This window comes from Pseudomonas sp. CYM-20-01, from assembly GCF_023169845.1.
Classification (GTDB): domain Bacteria; phylum Pseudomonadota; class Gammaproteobacteria; order Pseudomonadales; family Pseudomonadaceae; genus Aquipseudomonas; species Aquipseudomonas azotoformans.
In genome coordinates this window covers 4,048,130-4,071,958 of record NZ_AP025169.1, presented here as the reverse complement: position 1 = coordinate 4,071,958, position 23,829 = coordinate 4,048,130, and the positions used below count along the sequence as shown (strand labels likewise).

General features: G+C 63.8%; 19 protein-coding genes. 17 read left to right on the top strand and 2 right to left on the bottom strand.

Features of this window, described 5'->3' with window-relative positions; all coding sequences use genetic code 11:
* Positions 1 to 63: 63 nt before the first annotated feature.
* The 6 genes from pdxH to M2497_RS18055 all read left to right on the top strand — a co-directional run bounded on the left by pdxH (position 64) and on the right by M2497_RS18055 (position 4,939).
* Positions 64 to 711, top strand: coding sequence for a pyridoxamine 5'-phosphate oxidase (pdxH, locus tag M2497_RS18080; protein ID WP_248482110.1), 648 nt, complete (start codon positions 64 to 66; stop codon positions 709 to 711).
* A gap of 83 nt (positions 712 to 794) precedes the next feature.
* Positions 795 to 1,349, top strand: coding sequence for a molybdenum cofactor biosynthesis protein B (gene moaB, locus M2497_RS18075; protein ID WP_248482109.1), 555 nt, complete (start codon positions 795 to 797; stop codon positions 1,347 to 1,349).
* Positions 1,346 to 2,572 (top strand): gephyrin-like molybdotransferase Glp, encoded by a 1,227-nt coding sequence (glp, locus tag M2497_RS18070; protein WP_248482108.1) that lies wholly within the window; start codon positions 1,346 to 1,348, stop codon positions 2,570 to 2,572. Before moaB ends, glp begins: the two co-directional genes overlap by 4 nt.
* Positions 2,573 to 2,581: 9 nt before the next feature.
* Complete coding sequence (locus M2497_RS18065; RefSeq protein WP_248482107.1) at positions 2,582 to 3,577, top strand: peptidase U32 family protein; 996 nt, start codon at positions 2,582 to 2,584, stop codon at positions 3,575 to 3,577.
* 10 nt (positions 3,578 to 3,587) lie between these two features.
* A complete protein-coding gene (locus tag M2497_RS18060) occupies positions 3,588 to 4,478 on the top strand; it encodes a U32 family peptidase (RefSeq protein ID WP_248482105.1) in 891 nt (296 codons plus the stop codon).
* Positions 4,472 to 4,939: an SCP2 sterol-binding domain-containing protein gene (locus tag M2497_RS18055; protein WP_248482103.1), complete on the top strand. Its 468-nt coding sequence runs from the start codon at positions 4,472 to 4,474 to the stop codon at positions 4,937 to 4,939. Before M2497_RS18060 ends, M2497_RS18055 begins: the two co-directional genes overlap by 7 nt.
* Positions 4,940 to 5,749: 810 nt before the next feature.
* Here M2497_RS18055 and narL read toward each other — a convergent pair.
* Both narL and M2497_RS18045 read right to left on the bottom strand, forming a co-directional pair.
* On the bottom strand, positions 5,750 to 6,397 hold the full coding sequence (gene narL, locus M2497_RS18050; RefSeq protein WP_248482101.1) for a two-component system response regulator NarL: 648 nt from the start codon (positions 6,395 to 6,397) through the stop codon (positions 5,750 to 5,752).
* Positions 6,394 to 8,196, bottom strand: coding sequence for a HAMP domain-containing protein (locus tag M2497_RS18045; protein ID WP_248482099.1), 1,803 nt, complete (start codon positions 8,194 to 8,196; stop codon positions 6,394 to 6,396). The genes narL and M2497_RS18045 overlap by 4 nt, the downstream gene beginning before the upstream one ends.
* 310 nt (positions 8,197 to 8,506) lie before the next feature.
* On the opposite strand from M2497_RS18045, the gene M2497_RS18040 reads away from it, so the two are divergent.
* The 11 genes from M2497_RS18040 (at position 8,507) to M2497_RS17995 (ending at position 23,800) form a co-directional block, all read left to right on the top strand.
* Positions 8,507 to 9,757, top strand: a complete 1,251-nt coding sequence (locus tag M2497_RS18040; protein ID WP_248482097.1) for a nitrate/nitrite transporter — start codon at positions 8,507 to 8,509, stop codon at positions 9,755 to 9,757.
* A 2-nt stretch (positions 9,758 to 9,759) separates the two neighbouring features.
* Complete coding sequence (locus M2497_RS18035) at positions 9,760 to 11,157, top strand: NarK family nitrate/nitrite MFS transporter (protein ID WP_248482095.1); 1,398 nt, start codon at positions 9,760 to 9,762, stop codon at positions 11,155 to 11,157.
* 57 nt (positions 11,158 to 11,214) lie between these two features.
* Positions 11,215 to 14,988, top strand: coding sequence for a nitrate reductase subunit alpha (locus tag M2497_RS18030; protein ID WP_248482093.1), 3,774 nt, complete (start codon positions 11,215 to 11,217; stop codon positions 14,986 to 14,988).
* A 1-nt stretch (position 14,989) separates the two neighbouring features.
* On the top strand, positions 14,990 to 16,528 hold the full coding sequence (narH, locus tag M2497_RS18025; RefSeq protein WP_058427563.1) for a nitrate reductase subunit beta: 1,539 nt from the start codon (positions 14,990 to 14,992) through the stop codon (positions 16,526 to 16,528).
* A gap of 3 nt (positions 16,529 to 16,531) precedes the next feature.
* A complete protein-coding gene (narJ, locus tag M2497_RS18020; RefSeq protein WP_248482091.1) occupies positions 16,532 to 17,287 on the top strand; it encodes a nitrate reductase molybdenum cofactor assembly chaperone in 756 nt (251 codons plus the stop codon).
* The gene (gene narI / locus M2497_RS18015) at positions 17,280 to 17,960 is read left to right on the top strand and encodes a respiratory nitrate reductase subunit gamma (RefSeq protein ID WP_248482089.1); all 681 of its coding nucleotides are present in this window, start codon (positions 17,280 to 17,282) and stop codon (positions 17,958 to 17,960) included. The genes narJ and narI overlap by 8 nt, the downstream gene beginning before the upstream one ends.
* Before the next feature lie 10 nt (positions 17,961 to 17,970).
* The gene (locus tag M2497_RS18010) at positions 17,971 to 18,786 is read left to right on the top strand and encodes a peptidylprolyl isomerase (RefSeq protein WP_248482087.1); all 816 of its coding nucleotides are present in this window, start codon (positions 17,971 to 17,973) and stop codon (positions 18,784 to 18,786) included.
* 1 nt (position 18,787) lies between these two features.
* Complete coding sequence (gene moaA, locus M2497_RS18005) at positions 18,788 to 19,774, top strand: GTP 3',8-cyclase MoaA (protein WP_248482085.1); 987 nt, start codon at positions 18,788 to 18,790, stop codon at positions 19,772 to 19,774.
* A gap of 1,152 nt (positions 19,775 to 20,926) precedes the next feature.
* Complete coding sequence (locus M2497_RS18000; protein ID WP_282578282.1) at positions 20,927 to 22,921, top strand: ribonucleoside triphosphate reductase; 1,995 nt, start codon at positions 20,927 to 20,929, stop codon at positions 22,919 to 22,921.
* A 31-nt stretch (positions 22,922 to 22,952) separates the two neighbouring features.
* Positions 22,953 to 23,108, top strand: coding sequence for an anaerobic ribonucleoside-triphosphate reductase (nrdD, locus tag M2497_RS30700; protein ID WP_058427276.1), 156 nt, complete (start codon positions 22,953 to 22,955; stop codon positions 23,106 to 23,108).
* Positions 23,105 to 23,800 (top strand): anaerobic ribonucleoside-triphosphate reductase activating protein, encoded by a 696-nt coding sequence (locus tag M2497_RS17995; protein ID WP_248482083.1) that lies wholly within the window; start codon positions 23,105 to 23,107, stop codon positions 23,798 to 23,800. The genes nrdD and M2497_RS17995 overlap by 4 nt, the downstream gene beginning before the upstream one ends.
* The last annotated feature ends 29 nt before the right edge of the window (positions 23,801 to 23,829 follow it).

Below are 23,829 nucleotides of genomic sequence, written 5' to 3'. Positions count from 1 at the left end.
GCGGTCAAGGGACAGCGGCGCGCCAGTTCCCACACTGTGGCGAACTTTCTGGAGGACCGCGCCATGCCCCTGTCCCTTGCGCAATTGCGCCGCAACTACACCCTCTACGGCCTGCGCGATGACTGCCCGCAGGCCGACCCGCTGGAGCTGTTCGGCCAGTGGCTGGAGCAGGCCCGCAAGACCGAAGTGCCGCCCGCCGAGGCCAACAGCATGGCCCTGGCCACGGTGGACGGCCAGGGGCATGCCCACTGCCGCATCCTGCTGCTCAAGGGCTTCAGCGCCGACGGGTTTTTCTTCTTTGGCAATTACCAGAGCGCCAAGGGCCATGAACTGGCGGACAACCCCCATGCCGCCATGACGTTCTTCTGGCCGGGCCTGGAGCGCCAGGTGCGTATCGAAGGGCCGGTGGTGAAGGCCGATGCCGAGCTCTCGGACGACTACTTCGATGCCCGCCCGGCCGCCAGCCAGTTGGGCAGCTGGGCCTCGCCCCAGAGCCAGCCCCTGGCCCATCGCAGTGAGTTGGAAGGGCGCCTGCGTGAGGTCACCGAGCGTTTTGCCGGGCGCCAGCCGCCCCGGCCCGAGCACTGGGGCGGCTACTGCCTGCAACCCCGGCGTATCGAGTTCTGGCAAGGCCGGCCGGACCGCTTGCACGACCGTCTCGACTATCGCCTGCATGACGCCGGGTGGCAGCGCACGCGCCTGGCCCCCTGACGGCATACCTCCTTCGAGGAATAGGCCCTGCGCCCGATGCGGCGCAGGCTGGATGCATCTTTTCAACGCCTGGAGCCTGGATCATGGCCCATCTGAACCAACGCAGTTTCGTTTCCTTGAACATCGCGGTACTGACCATCAGCGATACCCGCACCTACGACACCGACACCTCCGGCGACACCCTGGTGGACCGCCTGCAACGTGCCGGCCACATGCTGATCGACCGTGGCATCGTGATGGATGACATCTACCAGATCCGCGCGCGTGTCTCGCAATGGATCGCCGATCCCCAGGTGCAAGTGGTGCTGATGACCGGTGGCACTGGCTTCACCGCGCGCGACAACACGCCCCAGGCGGTGTTGCCGCTGCTGGACAAACAGGTGGACGGCTTTGGCGAGTTGTTCCGCCAGGTATCGCTGGCGGAAATCGGTATGTCGACCCTGCAATCCCGAGCCCTGGCCGGTTTCAGCAACGGCGTGCTGGTGTGCTGCATGCCCGGTTCGCCGGGGGCCTGTCGTACTGCCTGGGACCAGATCCTGGTTGGCCAGTTGGACAGCCGCACCGGCCCGTGCAATTTTGCGCCGCACCTCAAGCCGCAACTCGATCAGATACTCGCTGCTTGTGAGGCACGCTCATGAGTCCCTGCGACAGCGGCGACCTGCTGCCCGTGGAAGAGGCCATCGAGCAGTTGCTGGCCCAGGCACCGCCGCCACCGTCCACCGAAATGCTTGCGTTGGCCGATGCCCTGGGGCGGGTGACCGCCGAAGAGGTGTTCTCGCCCCGTGACCTGCCGGGCTGGGACAACAGCGCCATGGACGGCTACGCCCTGCGCGCGTTTGACGTGCCGGAGCAGGGCGGTTACCTGGAAGTGGTCGGGCGGATCGCCGCCGGGCACAGCACGGATGTGCCGTTGCAGCCCGGGCAAGCCGTGCGCATCTTCACCGGCGCGCCGCTGCCGCCGGGTGCCGACAGCGTGGTGCCGCAGGAGCGCTGCCGGGTGTATGGCCAGCGCATCTGGTGCCCGCCGTTGCGCCTGGGCGAACACGTTCGCAAGCGCGGCGAAGAGCTGCAACGCGGGCAACGGGTACTGAGCGCCGGCAAACGCCTGCGCGCCCAGGAACTCGGCCTGTTGGCGGCGGCGGGCATTCCCCGGGTCAAGGTCTACCGGCCACTGCGCGTGTGCCTGCTCAGCAGTGGCGATGAACTGCGTGAGCCGGGTGAGTCGCTGGCGCCGGGGCAGATCTACAACAGCAATCGCTACCTCGTAGCGGCGTTGCTGCGTGGCTGGGGCGTAGAGGTGCACGACTACGGCGTGATGGCCGACGCCCTGGCGGCCAGCCGCGATGCGTTGGTGCTGGCCTCGTCCGAGTGCGACCTGCTGCTGACCACCGGTGGCGTGTCGGTGGGTGAAGAGGACCATCTCAAACAAGCGATCCAGGCACTCGGCAAGGTCGAGTTCTGGCGCCTGGCGATCCAGCCCGGCAAACCCCTGGCGTTCGGCCAAGTGGCCGGCAAACCCTGGATCGGCCTGCCGGGCAACCCCACCGCCGCGCTGGTCACCATGCTGATCGTGGTGCGCCCGTTCCTGCTGCGCGCCCAAGGCGTGGAGCGGGTGTTGCCGGTGCCTGTCAGCGTGCCGGCGGCCTTCGAGTGGCTCAAACCCAACAAGCGCCGCCAGTACCTGCGTGCGCGCTTGAGCCCCGACAGCGATGGGCAGCTGCGCGCGATCCTGCACCCCCAGCAAAGCTCGGCGATGCTCGCCGCCGCCTGCTGGGCCGATGGGCTGGTGATCGTCGAGCGCGAGCAGCAGGTGCTCAAGGGCGCCGCCGTGCCGTTCCTGCCGTTTGCCGATTTTCAATAAGGAGCCACCATGCAACTGGTCTGCCCGGCAGGCAACCTGCCTGCGCTGAAAGCCGCCGTACGCCAAGGCGCCGACGCGGTGTACGTGGGTTTTCGCGATGACACCAATGCCCGGCATTTCGCCGGGCTGAACATGGACGACAAGCAGTTCGACGCCGCCGTCGCCCATATCCGCCAGCACCAGCGCAAGCTCTACGTGGCGGTCAACACCTACCCGCAGCCGAAGATCTGGTCGCGTTGGCAGCGCGCCGTGGACCGCGCCGCCGACCATGGCGTCGACGCGCTGATCGCTGGTGACCCCGGTGTGCTTGGCTATGCCGCGCACCATCATCCACAGCTGGCGTTGCACCTGTCGGTGCAGGGCTCGGCCACCCATGCGGCGGCGTTGAAATTCTATGTGGAGCGCTACGGTATCCGGCGCGCCGTGCTGCCACGGGTGTTGTCGTTGGCGCAGGTCAAGCAGGTGGCGGCCAGCGGCACGGTGCCCATCGAGGTGTTCGGTTTTGGCAGCCTGTGCATCATGGCCGAAGGGCGTTGCCATCTGTCCTCCTACATCACCGGCGAATCCCCCAACCTGTGCGGCGTGTGTTCGCCGGCCAAGGCGGTGCGCTGGAGCGAGGATGCCGATGGCCTCAGCGCACGCCTGAGCGAAGTGCTGATCGACCGCTACACCCCGGACGAACCCGCCGGCTACCCGACCCTGTGCAAGGGCCGTTTCCTGGTGGGCGGCAAGCGCTTCCATGCGCTGGAAGAACCCACCAGCCTCGACACCCTGGACCTGCTGCCCGAACTCAGTGCGATCGGCGTGGAAGCGGTGAAGATCGAAGGCCGGCAACGCAGCCCGGCCTATGTGGAGCAAGTCACCCGCGTGTGGCGCGCCGCCCTCGACGCGCACCGCAGCAGCCCGGCCCATTTCGTGGTCAAGGACCAATGGCGCCAGGTGCTTGCCGGGCTTTCCGAAGGCAGCCAGACCACCCTGGGGGCTTACCATCGTGCATGGCAATGAGGGCACATCGATGAAACTCAGCCTGGGACCGGTGCTGTTTTATTGGGACAAGCAAGAGTTGGGGCGCTTCTACGCCGACATGGCCGCCTTGCCCCTGGACGTGATTTACCTGGGGGAAACCGTGTGCGCCAAACGCCGCGCGCTGAACCTGGATCAATGGCTGGGCCTGGGCCGTGAGTTGCAGGCGTGCAGCCCGGCGCAGATCGTGCTGTCGAGCCTCACCCTGATCGAAGCCGCGTCCGAACTCTCCAGCCTGCGCCGCCTGTGCGACAACGGCGAGTTGCTGGTGGAGGCCAACGACATGGGCGCCGTGCAGTTGCTGATCGAGCGCAAAGTGCCCTTTGTCGGTGGCCCGGCGCTCAACCTCTACAACGGCCACGCGCTGGTGCAGCTGCTCGACGCGGGCATGCAGCGCTGGGTGCCGCCGGTGGAATGCTCCCACGGCTTGATCGCCGATGTGCTGGAGCAGGTCCGCGAACTGGGACGGCCGTTGCCCGAGGTGGAGATCTTCGCCTACGGCCATCTGCCCCTGGCGTATTCGGCGCGCTGTTTCACCGCCCGTGCGGAAAACCGGCCCAAGGACGACTGCCAGTTTTGCTGCATCAACTACCCGGATGGCATGGCGTTGACCAGCCAGGAGGGGCAGGCGCTGTTTACCTTGAATGGGATTCAGACGATGTCCGCTGAGGTGACCAACTTGCTGGCGGACTATCCCGGCTTGGTCGCCTGTGGCGCCGACCTGTTGCGCCTGAGCCCACGGGCCGAGGGCATGGCCGAGGTGGTGCGTGCCTTCGACGAGGTGCGCCAGGGTGCCACGCCGCCGTTGGTGGTGAGTGGGTGCAACGGTTACTGGCATGGGCAGGCGGGCATGTTGCGGGTCGAGGAGGTGGGGTTGTGTTGAATCGCAAGCAATGGTTGCTCAAGGGCGCTGACCGGGTGTTGCCGCTGATTCGGCGGGTGCCTTTCGCGGTGCAGCGCCTGGCGTTGCAACAGGGGCTCAACCGCTGCCTGGCCGAGCCGCTGCGCGACGACGGTTTTGACCTGCTGCGCGGACGCTGGATGTGCCTGCGCATTCCGGACCTGGGCTTGTGCTGGTACCTGACGTTGACGCGGGATGGGTTGCGGATTGCGCAGAAGGCGCAGGCCCAAGTGACCATCAGCGGCAATTGGCGCGAGTTCTTGTTGCTGGCCAGTCGGCAGGAAGACCCGGATACGTTGTTCTTCCGGCGGCGCCTGGTGATCGAAGGGGATACGGAGCTGGGGTTGGGCTTGAAGAACCTGATCGACAGCCTCGACCCGGATGTCTTACCGCCCTGGTTGTGGCGCAATCTGGAGCGGGCGGGGCGGGGGCTTGCGACCTGACGCTATCTGCGGCGCCGGGGTTTGGGATATGACTCGTTGGGGGGGGGCTCGGTGGGCATATCCATTTCTTCGGTAACGGCCACCTATGGTTCCGCCCTTACGGCGGCTCACTTTTGAAGAGCGCAAAAGTAAGCAAAACGCTCTTGCCCCAACACTCGGCACCTCGCCTAGGCTCGGTGTTCCCTCACTCCGGCTTGAATCCGTGGGCCGCCGTCATGGGCCATCCTTGGCCCAGGACGGCTAACCCGGCGTCCTGCCGGGTTACCCACGGATTCAAGCCTGCGTTCGGCCAGCGTGTTTGACGGGGCGCCCCAGATCAAGATCAAGAGCGCGGCGGCCTTAGAGCCGACCGGATTGAATGGCCGGTACTCGGTCAAAGTGTGGGAGGGGGCTTGCCCCCGATGGCAGTGGGTCAGTCACTGATGAGTTGGCTGACACACCGCCATCGGGGGCAAGCCCCCTCCCACAGTTTGATCTTCATGTATCAGTTGAAGGGTGGTTTGCTCTGGCTCTGGCTCTGGCTCTGGCTCTGGCTCTGGCTCTGGCTCTGGCTCTGGCTCTGGCTCTGGCTCTGGCTGTGGCTGTTGCTCTGGCTTTAGATCTGCTTTTGATTTTGATCTTAGGCGGCCCCCCAAATCACTGTCGAATTACGGGCACACCGAGCCTAGGCGAGGTGCCGAGTGTTGGGGCAAGAGCCCTTTGCTTACTTTGGGCTGGGCCGGCATTCCGGCTTTTCCAAAGTGAGCCGCCGTAAGGGCGGAACCCATATCAGCCATCACCTAAATAATGGATATACACCCGGTCAAAAGCTCACCCCACCTGCCGGAGGTGCTCCATCGCCCAAACCGCCGCCTCCACCCGCGACCTCAACCCCAGCTTATGCAGCAAATTCTTCACATGCACCTTCACCGTCCCCTCGGTAATCCCCAACTTATGCCCGATCACCTTGTTGCTGTAGCCACTGGCAATCGTCTTCAACACCTGCCGCTCCCGATCAGTCAATTCCACCGCCGCATGGGGCTGCGGCGAGCGCAACGCCTGGGCCAAGACCCTGGTCAAGCCTGGGCTGATCACCAACGCGCCATGCAACGCATCACGGATAAACTCGACCACCAATTCCGGTTCCATGTCCTTGAGCAGATACCCATTGGCATCCAGGCGCAGGGCATCGCGAATATCGTCTTCAGCGTCGGACACGGTAAACAGCAACACCTTGCCCGCGTAGTCCATGGCCCGCAGGCGGCGCAGGGTTTCCAGGCCGTTCATGTGCGGCATGTTGTTGTCCAGCAGTACCAGGTCCGGTTGCAGGCAGGCGATCTGGTCGAGGGCTTCCTGACCGTTGCCGGCCTCGCCGACCACGTGCAGGTCGTCTTCCAGTTCGAGGATCTGGCGCATGCCGTGGCGCATCATCGGGTGGTCGTCGACCAACAGGATCCGGTGGCGAAGAGGGACGTTCATGAGGTGCTGCCTTGTAGGGTGTGGCCGAGGAATTCCGGCTGGAAACGTAATTGCACGCGGGTGCCCTGGGGCTCGCGTGGGCTGATCTCAAGCTGGCCGTGCAGGCTGCGGGCGCGTTCGTCCATGATGGTCAGGCCGTGGTGTTCGCGCTGGTCGACGGCGCCGCAGAAACCCCGGCCATCGTCTTCGATGCTCAAGCTCACGGTCTCGCCGACCTGGCGCAGTTGCAGCCAGGCATTCTGTGCATGGGCGTGGCGCAGGCAGTTGGACAGCGCTTCGCGGGTGATCTGCAACATGTGAATCTGCTCGCTGGCCGACAGCTGGAAGGCCAGGGCGTCCACGTGCAAGTGCACCTGGAATTCGCCGCGCCGGGAGAATTCTTCGGCGGTGTCCTGCAGCTCCTGCACCAGCCCGGCATCGTGGATCTGCAGGCGGAAGGTGGTGAGCAATTCGCGCAGTTGCCGGTAGGCGTTGTTGAGGCCATCGCGCAGTTCGCTGGTGACGGTGGCCAGGGTTTCGACTGGCTCGCCACGGCGGATCAGGGTTTGCATGCGGCTCACTTGCAGCTTCATGTAGGACAGCGCCTGGGCCAGGGAATCGTGCAGTTCGCGGGCGATGATGGTGCGCTCGTCCAGCAGCAACAGGCGGTGGTCCTGCTCGCGCTGGCGCTTGAGCGACAGTGAGGTGCCGATCAGGTTGGCCAGGGCCTGGATCAGTTGTTTTTCCCAGTCCTGGGGCGGGTGGCCATCGACGAAGTGCGCCTTGAGTTCGCCCAGTTCCGTGCCCTGGTTGCTGATGCTGAACACCTGCGGCGGTGCGGCCTTGTGCTTCTGGCAGGTGGCACAGTCGCCGATGGCGCACACGTTGCGGCTGTTCTCGCCGTGCAGGGCCAGCATCTGCTGGGCGGGGGCGAGGAAGTGACCTTGCAGGCACAGCGACAGGCGCAGGCCCGGCAGGCGTTTCTGGAAGCGCCGGATCAGTTCATCCAGGCCCTCGGCATTGGCCAGGCGCGTGGCCAGGCTGCGACTGCTCTGGTAGAGCAATTCGAGGGCGGCGTTGGCTTGTTGCAGGTTGAGGGTCTTGAGTTGCACCTGGGTTTCCAGGGTGCGGTGGGAGGCCTCGATGGTCTCGGCCATGGCGTTGAAGCTCAGCGCCAGTTGGCCCAGTTCGTCCTCGGAACGGTGGTTGACCCGGGTCTTGAAGTCGCCGTCGCGAAAACGCCGGGTGGCGTGCACCAGTTCTTCCAGCGGGTTGACCACGCCGTACTGCAACTCGTACAGGCCGAGCAACAGGATGATCAAGGTGCTGAACAACGCCAGGCCCTGAATGCCTTGCTGCCAGCTCTGTTTCTGCTCGCTCTGTTGCTGCAACAGGCTGACGAACTGGTTCAGTTGCTCGACGAACGCCGGTGCGTGGGCCTGGAACAAGTCGGCATCACCGCGAATCACCGCCGGGCCCAGTTCGCTGTCCCAGCGTTGGCGGATCTGCTGGTAACTCTGCAACAGCGCGCTTTGCGGGCCGTCTTCCAGCGCCGCCCTGAGCGAGGGGCTGTCGAGCCGGCGTTGCAGGCTCTGGCTGACCTCGGCGACCTCATCCGCGCGCGCGCCGGCCGCCAGCTTCCAGCTGAGGTGGTAGGTCTCCATGCGCACCGAGCCTGCGGTGTTGATCGCCGCGGCGTCGCCCTGGCTGAACCAGGCGATCAGCCCGGCACTGAGGGAGCTGGCCAGGGCCAGGATCGCGATGAGGATCACCGCCAGGCCGGCACGGGCGGGCAGGGAACTGCGCAGCCAGTCAAGCATGACGGCGCAGACGGAGTGGATGGCAGAGCAGCATGGTCGCACCTGGAGCGGGAAAGGGGGTTGTCAATGGCCTTCCCTGGCGCACTACCTCTAAAGAATTGCCGGCGAACCCTCCCACGGATAAAACCCGGCACAAGAGAACAATCCATTGATAAATAAAGGCTTTCTCTTGTTTTGCTGACTACCTCCTTGGAGGTAGACGGGGCGAGCATAGCCCCATACCCACCCGGCGGACGTTGACCTGGGTCAAGTTCCACCCAAGTGCCGCCCCTAACCTGCGCCCATGGAATCACTTTCTGGAGCGCATACCGTGACTCAACCCCGTATAAGACAAGGCCTGGTGCTGGGCATGAGCACCCTGGCCTTCACCGTCTGCTTTATGGTGTGGATGATGTTCGCCGTGCTCGGCGTGCCCATCAAGGAGCTGCTGCAACTCAACGAAACCCAGTTCGGCCTGCTGGCCGCCACGCCTGTATTGACCGGCTCCCTGGTACGCCTGCCGCTGGGCCTGCTCACCGACCGTTTCGGCGGGCGCATCGTGTTCTTCCTGCTGATGCTTGCCTGCGTGTTGCCGCTGTACCTGATCACCTACGCCACCGCCTACTGGCAGTTCCTGGTGCTGGGCCTGTTTGTCGGCCTGGCCGGCGGCTCGTTTTCGGTGGGCATCGCCTACGTCGCCAAATGGTTCGACAAGCACAACCAGGGCTTCGCCATGGGCGTGTTCGGTGCTGGCAATGCGGGGGCGGCGGTGACCAAGTTTCTCGCGCCGGGCCTGATCGCCCTTGGTACCTGGCACCTGGTGCCCAAGGTGTTCAGCGCGATCCTGTTTATCACCGCGCTGCTGTTCTGGTTCCTCACCAGCGAAAACAAGGCCCACCGCAGCGCCGGCGGCGCCACTTTGCGCCAACAGTTGCTGTGCCTCAAAGACCCGGCCGTGTGGCGCTACTGCCAGTACTACTCGATTGTGTTCGGCGGCTATGTGGCGCTGGCGCTGTGGGTGACCAAGTACTACGTGCAGGAATACGGTTTCAGCCTGCAAAGCGCCGCGCTGCTGGCCGCGTGTTTCTCGCTGCCGGGTGGTGTGCTGCGCGCCGTGGGCGGCTGGATGTCCGACCGCTGGGGCGCGCAGAGCGTGACCTGGTGGGTGTTGTGGGTGAGCTGGGTGTGCCTGTTCCTGCTCAGCTACCCGCAGACCCAGTTGCAGGTGATGACCGTCAACGGCCCGCTGGATTTCCACATCGGCCTCACCCCTGCGCTGTTCACCGTGCTGCTGTTCGTGATGGGCATCGCCTTCGCGTTCGGCAAGGCCTCGGTGTTCAAGTACATCGCCAATGACTACCCGCAAAACATGGGCGCGGTGTCCGGCATCGTCGGCCTGGCCGGCGGCCTGGGTGGCTTTGTGCTGCCGATTATGTTCGGCGCCCTGGTGGACCTCACCGGCGTGCGCTCTTCCTGCTTCATGTTGATGTACGGCGTGGTCTGGGTGTCCCTGGCCTGGATGTACTTCAGCGAAATCCGCGAACAACCTCTGCTCGGCAAGCCCGCGCTCCAAGGAGAATGATCATGTCCATTGCGCAAAAGCCCACCTCGGGCCCGGTGATCCATGACTGGCGCCCCGAAGACCCGGCGTTCTGGGGCGCCAGCGGTAAGAAGACCGCCACCCGCAACCTGTGGATCTCGATCCCCGCGCTGTTGCTGGCCTTTGCCGTGTGGATGGTGTGGAGCACGGTGATCGTGCGCCTCAACGCCATCGGCTTCAGCTTCACCACCGACCAGCTGTTCTGGCTGGCGGCACTGCCGGGCCTCTCTGGCGCGACGTTGCGGGTGTTCTACTCGTTCATGGTGCCGATCTTCGGCGGGCGCCGCTGGACCGCCCTGAGTACCGCGTCGTTGCTGCTGCCGTCGCTGTGGATGGGCTTCGCGGTGCAGGACCCCGACACGCCCTACAGCGTGTTCGTATTGATCGCGTTGCTCTGCGGTTTCGGCGGCGGCAACTTCGCTTCGAGCATGTCCAACATCAGCTTTTTCTACCCCAAGGCGCAACAGGGCACCGCCCTCGGTTTGAACGCCGGCCTGGGTAACCTGGGCGTGTCGGTGATGCAGTTCTGCGTGCCGCTGGTGATCACCTTCGGGGTGTTCGGCCTGATGGGCGGGCAACCGCAAACCCTGGCGGACGGCAGCCAGCTATGGCTGCAGAACGCCGGTTTCATCTGGGTGCCTTTCATCCTCACCGTCACCGTCGCCGCGTGGTTCGGCATGAATGACCTGTCCAGCGCCCGTGCGTCGTTCAGCGACCAGGCGGTGATCTTCAAACGCAAGCACAACTGGCTGATGTGCTGGTTGTACCTCGCGACCTTCGGTTCATTCATCGGTTTTTCGGCGGCGTTCCCGCTGCTGATCAAGACCTCGTTTCCCGAGGTGGTGGCGCTGAAATTCGCCTTCCTCGGCCCGCTGGTGGGCGCGCTGGTACGCCCGCTCGGCGGCTGGCTGGCGGACAAACTGGGCGGTGCGCGGGTGACCCTGTGGAACTTCGTGCTGATGATCGTGATGGTGTTCGGCGTGCTGCACTTTCTGCCGCAGAACGGGCAGGGCGGCAGCTTCTACGGCTTTCTCGGCCTGTTCATGCTGCTGTTCATTACCACCGGCATCGGCAACGGCTCGACCTTCCGCATGATCCCGGTGATCTTTCGCACCCTTCACGAGAAGGCCAGCGCTGGCAAACCTGCTGCGGTGCGTGAACAGGCCCTGAAGGACGCCGGCAAGGAATCGGCTGCGGTGCTGGGGTTCAGCTCGGCCATGGGCGCGTTCGGCGCGTTCTTCATCCCCAAATCCTTCGGCAGTTCCATGGCCGCCACCGGCAGCCCGGCCATGGCCTTCTACATGTTTGTCGGTTTCTACCTGAGCTGCATCGTCGTGACCTGGTGGTGGTACGCCCGCAAGGGCTGCGCCACACCCTGCTAGTCCGACCTGAATTCGCGGGGCAACGCACCCCACGGCACGCCTGATGAGGAAAGCACCATGAGTCACTTACTGGATCAACTGCGGTTCTTCAACCGCAAGCAAGACGAGTTCTCCGAGGGGCACGGCGAGACCCGCAAGGAGTCCCGCGACTGGGAAAACGTCTACCGTTCGCGCTGGCAGTACGACAAGATCGTGCGCTCCACCCACGGGGTGAACTGCACCGGCTCCTGCTCGTGGAAGATCTACGTGAAGAACGGCCTGATCACCTGGGAAACCCAGCAGACCGACTACCCGCGCACCCGCAACGACCTGCCCAACCACGAACCCCGTGGCTGCCCGCGTGGCGCCAGCTACAGCTGGTACATCTACAGCGCCAACCGGCTCAAGTACCCGAAGATCCGCAAGCCGTTGCTCAAGCTGTGGCGTGAAGCGCGCCTGACCATGGCCCCGGTGGAGGCCTGGGCGAGCATTGTCGAGGACAAGGCCAAGGCCGAGTCGTACAAGAGCAAGCGTGGTATGGGCGGTTTCATCCGCTCCAACTGGGCGGAGGTCAACGAGATCATCGCTGCCTCCAACGTCTACACCATCAAGCAATACGGGCCGGACCGCATCGTCGGCTTCTCGCCGATCCCGGCCATGTCGATGGTTAGCTACGCCGCCGGCTCGCGTTACCTGTCGCTGCTGGGTGGGGTGTGCCTGAGTTTCTACGACTGGTACTGCGACCTGCCACCGGCCTCGCCGATGGTGTGGGGCGAGCAGACCGACGTGCCGGAATCGGCCGACTGGTACAACTCCAATTACATCATTGCCTGGGGTTCCAACGTCCCGCAGACCCGTACGCCGGACGCGCATTTCTTCACCGAGGTGCGCTACAAGGGCACCAAGACCGTGGCCATCACCCCCGACTACTCGGAAGTGGCCAAGCTCACCGACTTGTGGCTCAACCCCAAGCAGGGTACCGACGCCGCGTTGGCCCAGGCCTTCAACCATGTGATCTTCAAGGAATTTCACCTCGACCACCCGAGCGCCTATTTCACCGACTACGCCAAGCGCTTCACCGACCTGCCGGTGCTGGTGATGCTCAAGCCCGTGACCGGGTTTGCCCCCGGCGCTGGCTTCCAGCCTGACCGCTTCCTGCGCGCCTCGGACCTCACCGGCAACCTGGGCCAGGACAACAACCCGGAATGGAAAACCATCGCCCTCGACGAGAGCGGCGAACTGGTGTCGCCACAAGGGTCCATCGGCTACCGCTGGGGCGAGAAGGGCAAGTGGAACATCCTCGCCAAAGAGGGCGGTGAAGGCCGTGAAATTGACCTCAAGCTCAGCCTGATCGGCGCAGACGTGGCCGAAGTCGGCTTCCCGTACTTTGCCGGTGAAGCCCACGAACACTTCCAGCACGTGGCCGGTGACGCCGTACAGTTCCGCCGCGTGCCGGTGCACAGCGTGACGTTGGCCGATGGTAGTATTGCCAAGGTCGCCACGGTGTTCGACCTGTCCGCCGCTAACCTGGCCATCGACCGTGGCCTGGGCGGCAGCAACGTGGCCCGGGACTACGACGACGCCAGCGTGCCGGGTACCCCGGCCTGGCAGGAAGCGATCACCGGCGTCAGCCGCGAGAAAGCCATCCAGATCGCCCGTGAGTTCGCCGACAACGCCGACAAGACCAAGGGCCGCTCGATGATCATCGTCGGCGCGGCGATGAACCACTGGTACCACATGGACATGAACTACCGCGGGCTGATCAACATGCTCATGCTCTGCGGTTGCGTCGGCCAGACCGGCGGCGGTTGGGCCCACTATGTCGGCCAGGAAAAACTGCGCCCGCAATGCGGCTGGCTGCCCCTGGCGTTCGGCCTGGACTGGAGCCGCCCGCCACGCCAGATGAACGGCACCAGCTTCTTCTACGGCCACAGCTCGCAGTGGCGCCACGAAAAAATGAACATGCACGACGTGTTGTCGCCGATGGCGGACAAGTCGCAGTTCCCCACCCATGCACTGGACTACAACATCCGCGCCGAACGCGCCGGCTGGTTACCCAGCGCGCCACAACTGAACACCAACCCGCTGCATATCTGCCGGGACGCGGCGGCCGCCGGCATGGAGCCCAAAGACTACGTGGTCAAGGCCTGGCAGGACGGCACCTTGCGCTTTGCCTGCGAGCAACCGGACAGCCCGGTGAACTTCCCGCGCAACATGTTCATCTGGCGTTCCAACCTGCTTGGTTCGTCGGGCAAGGGCCATGAGTACATGCTCAAGTACCTGCTCGGCACCAAGAACGGCGTGATGAACGAAGACATCGGCTTTGGCGGCGAAAGCAAGCCCACCGAAGCCGAATGGGTCGACGACGGCGCCATCGGCAAGCTCGACCTGGTGACCACCCTGGACTTCCGCATGTCGTCCACCTGCGTGTACTCCGACATCGTCTTGCCGACCGCCACCTGGTACGAAAAAGACGACATGAACACCTCGGACATGCACCCGTTCATCCACCCGTTGTCGGCGGCCATCGACCCGGCGTGGGAGTCGCGTTCCGACTGGGAAATCTACAAGGGCATCGCCAAGGCGTTCTCGGCCATGGCGGTCGGGCACCTGGGCGTCGAGCAGGACCTGGTCACCGTACCGTTGCTGCACGACAGCGTCGGCGAACTGGCCCAGCCGTTCGGCGGCACCGACTGGAAAAGCGCCGGTGTGGCGCCTGTACCCGGCAAGAACGCGCCGAACATGGCGGTGGTGGAGCGTGACTACCCGAACATCTACAAGAAATTTACCTCCCTCGGGCCCTTGCTGGAAAAACTCGGCAACGGCGGCAAGGGCATCAACTGGAACACCGATGACGAGGTGGCCTTCCTCGGCGAGCTGAACCATCACGAAGGCGACGCGGGTATCAGCCATGGGCGGCCGAAGATCGACACGGCCATCGATGCGGCCGAGGTGATCCTGTCCCTGGCCCCGGAAACCAACGGCCATGTGGCGGTCAAGGCCTGGGCGGCGCTGTCGGCCTTCACTGGCATCGACCACAGCCACCTGGCGTTGCCCAAGGCCCACGAAGCGATCCGCTTCCGCGATATCCAGGCGCAGCCGCGCAAGATCATCTCCAGCCCCACCTGGTCGGGCCTGGAAGACGACCATGTGAGCTACAACGCCGGCTACACCAACGTCCATGAAAACATCCCATGGCGCACCATCACCGGTCGCCAGCAGTTCTACCAGGACCACCCGTGGATGCAGGCTTTCGGCGAACAGCTGATGAGCTACCGGCCACCGGTCAACACCCGCACCATCGAAGGCGTGAAGGGCAAGCGCAGCAATGGCGAGACCGAGATCGTGCTGAACTGGATCACCCCGCACCAGAAATGGGGCATCCACAGCACCTACAGCGACAACCTGCTGATGCTCACCCTGAGCCGTGGCGGGCCGATCGTGTGGCTCTCGGAGATCGACGCGAAACGCGCCGGCATTGAGGACAACGACTGGATCGAATGCTTCAACGTCAACGGCGCGCTCACCGCCCGTGCGGTGGTGAGCCAGCGGGTCAAGGAGGGCATGGTGATGATGTACCACGCCCAGGAACGCATCGTGAACGTGCCCGGTTCGGAGACCACCAAGACCCGTGGCGGCCACCACAACTCGGTGACCCGCGTGGTGCTCAAGCCGACCCACATGATTGGCGGCTACGCCCAGCAGGCCTACGGCTTCAACTATTACGGCACGGTCGGTTGCAACCGCGACGAGTTCGTCGTGGTGCGCAAGATGGCCAAGGTCGACTGGCTCGATGGTTCCACCGGCGATGACTTGCCGCGCCCATTGCCGACCGATATCGAGGAGAACTGAGATGAAGATTCGCTCACAGATCGGCATGGTGCTGAACCTGGACAAATGCATCGGCTGCCACACCTGCTCGATCACCTGCAAGAACGTGTGGACCAGCCGCGAAGGCATGGAATACGCCTGGTTCAACAACGTCGAATCCAAGCCCGGCATCGGCTACCCCAAGGAGTGGGAAAACCAGGACAAGTGGAAGGGCGGCTGGGTGCGTAACGCCAACGGCAGCATCAACCCGCGTATCGGCGGCAAGTTCCGCGTGCTGGCGAATATCTTCGCCAACCCGGACCTGCCGAGCCTGGACGACTACTACGAGCCGTTCGACTTCGATTACCAGCACCTGCACACCGCGCCGTTGGGCGAGCACCAACCGACCGCGCGGCCGCGCTCGGTGGTATCGGGCAAGCGCATGCAGAAAATCGAGTGGGGCCCCAACTGGGAGGAAATCCTCGGCACCGAGTTCGCCAAGCGCCGCAAGGACAAGAACTTCGACCAGATCCAGGCGGATATCTACGGCGAGTACGAAAACACTTTCATGATGTACCTGCCGCGCCTGTGCGAGCACTGCCTCAACCCGGCATGCGCGGCGTCGTGCCCCAGCGGTGCGATCTACAAGCGTGAAGAAGACGGCATCGTGCTGATCGACCAGGAAAAATGCCGCGGCTGGCGCATGTGCATCAGCGGTTGCCCGTACAAGAAAATCTACTTCAACTGGAAGAGCGGCAAGTCCGAGAAGTGCATCTTCTGCTACCCGCGCATCGAGGCCGGCATGCCCACCGTGTGTGCCGAAACCTGCGTCGGGCGCATCCGCTACCTCGGCGTGTTGCTCTATGACGCCGACCGCATCAGCGAAGTGGCGAGCACGGCCAGCGAGCACGACCTGTACGAGAAACAACTGGAGATCTTCCTCGACCCGAATGACCCGGCGGTGATCCGCCAGGCCTTGGCCGATGGCGTACCACAGTCGGTGATCGACTCGGCGCAGCGTTCCCCCGTGTACAAGATGGCGGTGGACTGGAAACTCGCACTGCCGCTGCACCCGGAATACCGCACCTTGCCGATGGTCTGGTACGTGCCGCCGCTGTCGCCGATCCAGAACGCCGCCGCGGCCGGCACCGTGGGCATGAACGGGGTGATCCCGGACGTGGACAGCCTGCGCATCCCGCTGCGCTACCTGGCCAACATGCTTACCGCCGGCGATGAAAAACCGGTCAAGCGTGCCCTCAAGCGTCTATTGGCGATGCGTGCGTTCAAGCGTTCCCAGCAGGTCGATGGCGTGCAGGACCTGCAAGTGCTCGAAGACGTGGGCCTGAGCGTGCCGCAGGTGGAAGAGATGTACCGCTACCTGGCGATTGCCAACTACGAAGACCGCTTTGTGGTGCCGAGCGCGCACCGTGAAGACGCCATGAGCGACGCGTTCGCCGAACGTTCCGGCTGTGGTTTCAGCTTCGGCAGCGGCTGCAGCGGCAGTTCCGACACCAATATGTTCGGCGCCAAGAAGGCCAATCGCCGCGACGTCCTGAAAACCGTGCAGATCTGGGAGGACTGAGCCATGCGCATTCTTAAAGTGATTTCGTTGCTGCTGGACTATCCCACCGAGACCCTGGTGAACGGCCGCGATGAATTGGAGCAGGCGATCATCGAGTCGCGGGAAATCAGCCCCAAGCAACGCGGTGCGTTGTTCGAGCTGTTGGAGCTGATCTGCGCCAATGACCTGATGGATGGCCAGGAGCATTACGGCGCGTTGTTCGGCCGTGGTCGCTCGCTGTCGCTGCTGTTGTTTGAACACGTGCACGGCGAGTCCCGGGACCGTGGCCAGGCGATGGTCGACATGATGGCCCAGTACGAGGCCGCCGGGTTTGCCATCGGCGTCAAGGAGCTGCCGGACTATATCCCGCTGTACCTGGAGTTCCTCTCCACCCGCGAAGACATCGAGGCCCGCGAGGGCCTGGCGGATGTGGCGCACCTGCTGGCGTTGCTCGCGGCGCGCCTGGAAGAGCGTGAGAGCGCCTATGCCAGTTGCATGCGCGCGCTGTTGCAGATCGCCGGCACCGAGCCGCACCAGGCCGTGGCCGAGGTGCGCGCCCAGGTGGCGGCCGAGCCGCGCGACGACTCCCTCGAAGCCCTCGACAAAGTATGGGAAGAGGAGGCCGTGGACTTTATGCAGGCCGAGCAGCAGGACCGTTGCAGCGCGATGCCGAGCGCTCCCGGCAAGGCACGGGAAGAAAGCGCCGTGCCGCTGCATTGGGTGGATTTTCAGCAAGCAGCGCCGGCCGCCGTGCCGGCCGGGGAGGTGGGTAATGTCTAAGTGGAATTTGCTGGTATTCGGGGTGTACCCCTATGTGGCCCTGGCGATCTGCCTGTTGGGCAGTTGGGCGCGGTTCGACCTGTCGCAGTACACCTGGAAGGCCGGCTCCAGCCAGATGCTGAACAACCGTGGCATGCGCGTGGCGAGCAACTTCTTCCATATCGGCGTGCTGTTTGTGCTGGCCGGGCATTTCGTCGGTCTGCTCACACCGGCGTCGGTCTATCACCACGTAATCAGCACTGAAAACAAGCAACTGCTGGCGATGGTCTCCGGCGGGTTCTTCGGCCTGCTGTGCCTGGTGGGCTTGCTGATGCTGGTCAACCGCCGCTTGAGCGACCCGCGGGTGCGCGCCACATCGAGTACGTCGGACATCCTGATCCTGCTGGTGCTGCTGGCGCAGTTACTGCTCGGTTTGCTGACCATCGTCGCCTCGACCGGGCACATGGACGGCTCGGTGATGGTGATGCTCGCCGACTGGGCGCAGAACGTGGTGTTGCTGCGACCGGTGCAGGCGGCGGAATCGATTGCGCCGGTGTCGCTGATCTACAAGGCCCACGTGGCATTGGGCTTGACCCTGTTCGTGCTGTTCCCGTTTACCCGCCTGGTGCACATGGTCAGCGCGCCGATCTGGTACCTGGGGCGGCGTTACCAAATCGTGCGGCAGAAGTCGTGAGGAGCGCGTGATGACCCAGCCTGAATTGATTGCCAGCAGTGAACAGGAATGGCCCATCGTCAGCGTCAACGGCGTGTCGATCACGCCTGAGGCGATGGCCCTGGAGTTGCAATACCACCCGGCCGAAAGCCGCGAGGCGGCGGTGTACCTGGCGGCCCGCGCCCTGGTGATTCGCGAGTTGCTGCAACAGCGTATTGCCGAATTGGGCCTGGCGGTGGACATCGCCCCCGGCGAGAACGAAGAGGAAGCGGCCACGCGCTTGCTGCTGGAGCGCGAAATCAGCGTGCCGCAGTGCGACGAAGCGACCTGCCGGCATTACTTTGAGAGCAATCGCGGGCGCTTCCACAGCGCGCCGTTGCTGGCGGTGCGGCACATCCTGCTCGAGTGCGCGCCGGACGATGCCGAGGCACGCCAGATGGCCCATGTGCAGGCGGAAATCCTGTTGCTGAGCCTGGCGCAGACCCCCGGTACTTTCGCCGAGCTGGCCCTCAAGTATTCGGCGTGCCCCTCCAAGGCCCAGGGCGGTTCGCTGGGCCAGATCAGCAAGGGCCAGACCGTGCCGGAACTGGAACGCCAACTGTTCACCCTGGCACCGGGCCTGGCTGACAAACCGCTGGAAAGCCGCTATGGCTGGCACGTGATCAGCATCGACCAGCGCATCGAAGGGCAACCTCTGCCCTATGAAGCCGTGGCCGGGGCGATTCGCACCCAGCTGCAACAAGGCGTATGGCAGAAGGCATTGGTGCAGTACCTGCAAACCCTGATCGGCGCGGCGGACATTCGTGGCCTTGCGCTGCAGGGCGCCGACTCGCCGTTGGTGCAGTGACATGAGCCTGGTGGATGGGCTCGGCCGTAGCATCGACTACCTGCGCTTGTCGGTGACCGACCGCTGTGATTTTCGCTGTGTGTACTGCATGGCGAAGACCATGACCTTCCTGCCGCGCCAGCAGGTGTTGAGCCTGGAAGAACTGGAACGCCTGGCCCGGTTGTTCGTGGACCAGGGCGTGCGCAAGATCCGCCTGACCGGCGGTGAGCCGCTGATCCGGCCCGGGATTGTCGGGCTGTGCCGCAACATCGCGGCGTTGCCGGGCTTGCGTGAACTGGTGATGACCAGCAACGGCTCGCAACTGGCGCGATTGGCGCGGCCCTTAGTGGACGCAGGGGTCAAGCGCATGAACATCAGCCTCGACAGCCTGGACCCCGAGCGGTTTCGGGCGATCACCCGCAACGGTGACTTGCGCCAGGTACTGGACGGTATCGAGGCGGCGCGGGATGCGGGGTTCGAGCGGGTCAAGCTCAATTGCGTGGTGATGAAAGGGCGCAATTTCGATGAGGTGCCGGGGTTGGTGCGGTATGCGATCGAGCAGGGGATCGATATCAGTTTTATCGAGGAAATGCCCTTGGGGGATGTGGGGCGTTCGCGGGGGGAGACGTTCTGTGCCAGTGATGAAGTGCGTGGGGTGATTGCCCGTGAGCATGTGTTGCTCGACAGCACCGAGAACAGCGGTGGGCCGGCCAGGTATGTGCGGCTGGCGGGGCATCCGCGGACGCGGATCGGGTTTATTTCGCCTAATTCGCAGAATTTTTGTGGCAGTTGCAATCGGGTGCGAATGACGGTGGAGGGGCGGTTGTTGTTGTGTCTGGGGCAGGAGGATGCGCTGGACCTGTGTGGGTTGCTCAGGCGCTATCCGCTGGAGGATGGGCCGTTGGTTGAGGCGTTGCATCGGGCGTTGCGGGGGAAGCCGTTGGGGCATGATTTTACGGGGGCGGGGGAGGTGCAGGTGGTGCGGTTTATGAGTGTGAGTGGGGGGTGATGGGGGCTGTTTGGTCGTCGTGTACATATCCGTTTCTTCGGTCACGGCGGCTTATGGTTCCGCCCTTACGGCGGGTCACTTTTTGAAGAGCGCAAAAAGTAACCAAAAACGCTTCGCCCCAACACTCGGCACCTCGCCTAGGCTCGGTGTGCCCTCACTCCGGCTTGAATCCGTGGGCCGCCGCAATGGGCCATCCATGGCCCAGTGCGGCTAACCCGGCGTCCTGCCGGGTTACCCACGGATTCAAGCCTGCGTTCGGCCAGCGTGTTTGACGGGGCGCCCCAGATCAAAAGCAGGAGCGCGGCGGCCTTAGAGCCGACCGGATTGTATGGCCGGTACTCGGTCAAAGTGTGGGATGGGGCTTGCCCCCGATGACAGTGGGTCAGTCACTGATGAGTTGGCTGACACACCGCCATCGGGGGCAAGCCCCCTCCCACAGTTTGATCTTCATGTATCAGTTGAAGGGGTGGTTTGCTCTGGCTCTGGCTCTGGCTCTGGCCGACCGGATTGTATGGGCGGTACTCGGTCAAAGTGTGGGAGGGGGCTTGCCCCCGATGGCAGTGGGTCAGTCACTGATGAGTTGGCTGACACACCGCCATCGGGGGCAAGCCCCCTCCCACAGTTTGATCTTCATGTATCAGTTGAAGGGTGGTTTGCTCTGGCTCTGGCTCTGGCCGACCGGATTGTATGGGCGGTACTCGGTCAAAGTGTGGGAGGGGGCTTGCCCCCGATGGCAGTGGGTCAGTCACTGATGAGCTGGCTGACACACCGCCATCGGGGGCAAGCCCCCTCCCACAGTTTGATCTTCATGTATCAGTTGAAGGGGTGGTTTGCTCTGGCTCTGGCTTTAGATCTGCTTTTGATTTTGATCTTAGGCGGCCCCCCAAATCACTGTCGAATTACGGGCACACCGAGCCTGGGCGAGGTGCCGAGTGTTGGGGCAAGAGCCCTTTGGTTACTTTGGGGCTCTTTTCCAAAGTGACCCGCCGTAAGGGCGGAACCAATATCCGCCGTGACCTAAATAACGGATATGCCCCCGATCATAAAAACCTTGATCCCGATCAAGGGACACTCTCCGAGCTATTCGTAATATCACCGCATATTGTGTTTAAAGACTAAAAAATATCTATATGTAGTGTCTGGAGCCCCCCAATGCAAACCGCGCTCACCCCCCTGACCAGCACCCGCCTACACAAACGCGACGGCACGCTCGTCCCCTTCGACGCCGAAAAAATCCGCCAGGCCCTGATCGCCGCCGGCACCGCCACCGGCGAATACCAGCCCCCCGACGTCGACCTGCTGCTGGGCGCCGTCCTGGCCCGCCTGAGAGGCATCGACCAACTGGACGTCGAACAAATCCAGGACAGCGTCGAACGCGTATTGATGGACGCCGGCTACTTCCTGTCGATGCGCGCCTACATCGTCTACCGCGAACAACACGGCCGCCTGCGCCGCGACCGCAAGACCCTGGTGGAAGTCGCCACCTCCATGAACGAATACCTCGACCGCGAAGACTGGCGCGTGCAGGCCAACGCCAACCAGGGCTATTCCCTCGGCGGGCTGGTGCTGAATGTGGCGGGCAAGGTCACCGCCAATTACTGGCTGGATGAGGTCTACAGCGAGCAGATCGGCCGTGCGCATCGCGAGGCCGACCTGCATATCCATGACCTGGACATGCTCGCCGGTTACTGCGCCGGCTGGTCCCTGCGTTCGTTGTTGCATGAAGGCCTCAATGGCGTACCGGGGCGTGTGGAGGCGGGGCCGCCCAAGCACTTGAGCAGCGCGTTGGGGCAGATGGTCAACTTTCTCGGCACCCTGCAGAACGAGTGGGCCGGCGCGCAGGCGTTCAGTTCCTTTGACACCTACCTGGCGCCCTATGTGCGCAAGGATCAGCTGAGCTATCCGCAAGTGCGCCAGGCGGTGCAGGAGTTCATCTACAACCTCAACGTGCCGTCACGCTGGGGCACCCAGACGCCGTTTACCAACCTGACCTTCGACTGGGTCTGCCCAGAAGACCTGCGTGAACAGGTGCCGGTGATCGGCGGTGAGGAAATGCCGTTTGCCTATGGCGACCTGCAAGCCGAAATGGAGCTGATCAACCGTGCCTACATCGAAGTGATGCAGGCCGGTGACGCCAAGGGCCGGGTGTTCACCTTCCCGATTCCGACCTACAACATCACCCATGATTTCCCCTGGGACAGCGACAACGCCGACCGCCTGTTCGAGATGACCGCACGTTACGGCCTGCCGTACTTCCAGAACTTCCTCAACTCGGACATGCAGCCCAACCAGGTGCGCTCGATGTGCTGTCGCCTGCAACTGGACGTGCGCGAGTTGCTCAAGCGTGGCGGCGGCCTGTTTGGCTCGGCGGAGCAGACCGGCAGCCTGGGGGTGGTGACGATCAACTGTGCGCGCCTGGGCTACCTGTTCAAGGGGGATACCTCGGGCTTGCTGCAACGCCTGGACAGCCTGATGGAGATGGCCATGGAGAGCCTGGAGGTCAAGCGCAAGGTGATCCAGCATCACATGGACGCCGGCCTTTACCCCTACACCAAGCGCTACCTGGGCACGCTGCGCAATCACTTCTCCACCATCGGCCTCAATGGCATGCACGAGATGCTGCGCAATTTCAGCGGTGACGAGCAGGGCATGCACACCGAGCAGGGCCGCGCCTTTGCGCTCAAATTGCTCGACCACGTGCGCGCCACCTTGCTGCGCTTCCAGGAGGACACCGGCCATCTCTACAACCTCGAGGCGACGCCGGCCGAAGGCACTACCTACCGCTTCGCCAAGGAAGACCGCAAGCGCTACCCCGACATCCTGCAAGCGGGCAGCGATGTCGCGCCGTACTACACCAACTCGTCGCAACTGCCGGTGGGCTTTACCCAGGACCCGTTCGAAGCCCTGGAGCTGCAAGACGAACTGCAATGCAAATACACCGGCGGCACCGTGTTGCACCTGTACATGGCCGAGCAGATTTCCTCGACCCAGGCCTGCAAGCAGTTGGTGCGCAAGGCGCTGGGGCGTTTCCGCCTGCCGTACCTCACGGTGACGCCGACGTTTTCGATCTGCCCGGTGCATGGCTATCTGGCCGGTGAACATGAGTTCTGCCCCAAGTGCGATGAAGCCCTGGCAGCCGCCCGTTAAACCAAGCTTTTCAACCCCAAGGAGATTCACCATGCAAGCATCCCAGCCACAACGTCAGCGCTGCGAAGTCTGGACCCGGGTGATGGGTTATCACCGGCCGGTGTCGGCGTTCAACCCCGGCAAGCAATCCGAGCACAAGGAGCGCGTGCACTTCACCGAAACGGCTGCGGCGGCCGGGCGGCAATGAGCCGAGCGCTACGGGTCGGGGGCCTGGTGCCCCTGACCACCCTCGACTACCCCGGCATGCTCGCTTGCGTGCTGTTCTGCCAGGGCTGTGCCTGGCGTTGTCGTTACTGCCACAACCCGGACCTGATCCCGCCGCGCGCCAGCACGCAAGTGGATTGGCGCCGGGTGCTGCTGTTCCTGCAACGGCGCCGGGACTTGCTCGATGCCGTGGTGTTCAGCGGCGGCGAGCCGACCTTGCAGGAAGGCTTGCCGGCGGCGATGGATGAAGTGCGGGCGATGGGTTTTCACATCGGCTTGCACAGCGCCGGGATCAAGCCGGCAGGGTTTGCCAATGCGTTGCGTCATGCCGACTGGGTCGGGTTCGACGTGAAGGCCCTGGCCGAAGACTGCCAGTCGATCACCCAGGTCAAGGGCAGTGGCGCCGCCAATTGGCGCAGCCTCGACACCTTGCTCGCCAGTGGCGTGGACTACGAATGCCGCACCACGGTGCATTGGCACCTGATCGACCCACCGCGCCTGTTGCAGCTGGCCCAGCGTTTGCAAGCCACGGGTGTGCAGCGCTTCGCCGTGCAGATGGTGCGGACCGTCAGCATGCTCGACCCGCATTTGCCGAGTGCACCGGCACAGGCCGCGTTGCCCGAGCTGTGGGGCCGTTTGCGCGAGTTGTTTCCCGCGTTTGTCTTGCGAGGGTGACCCACACCCTCAACCGGTTTTTAAAGATG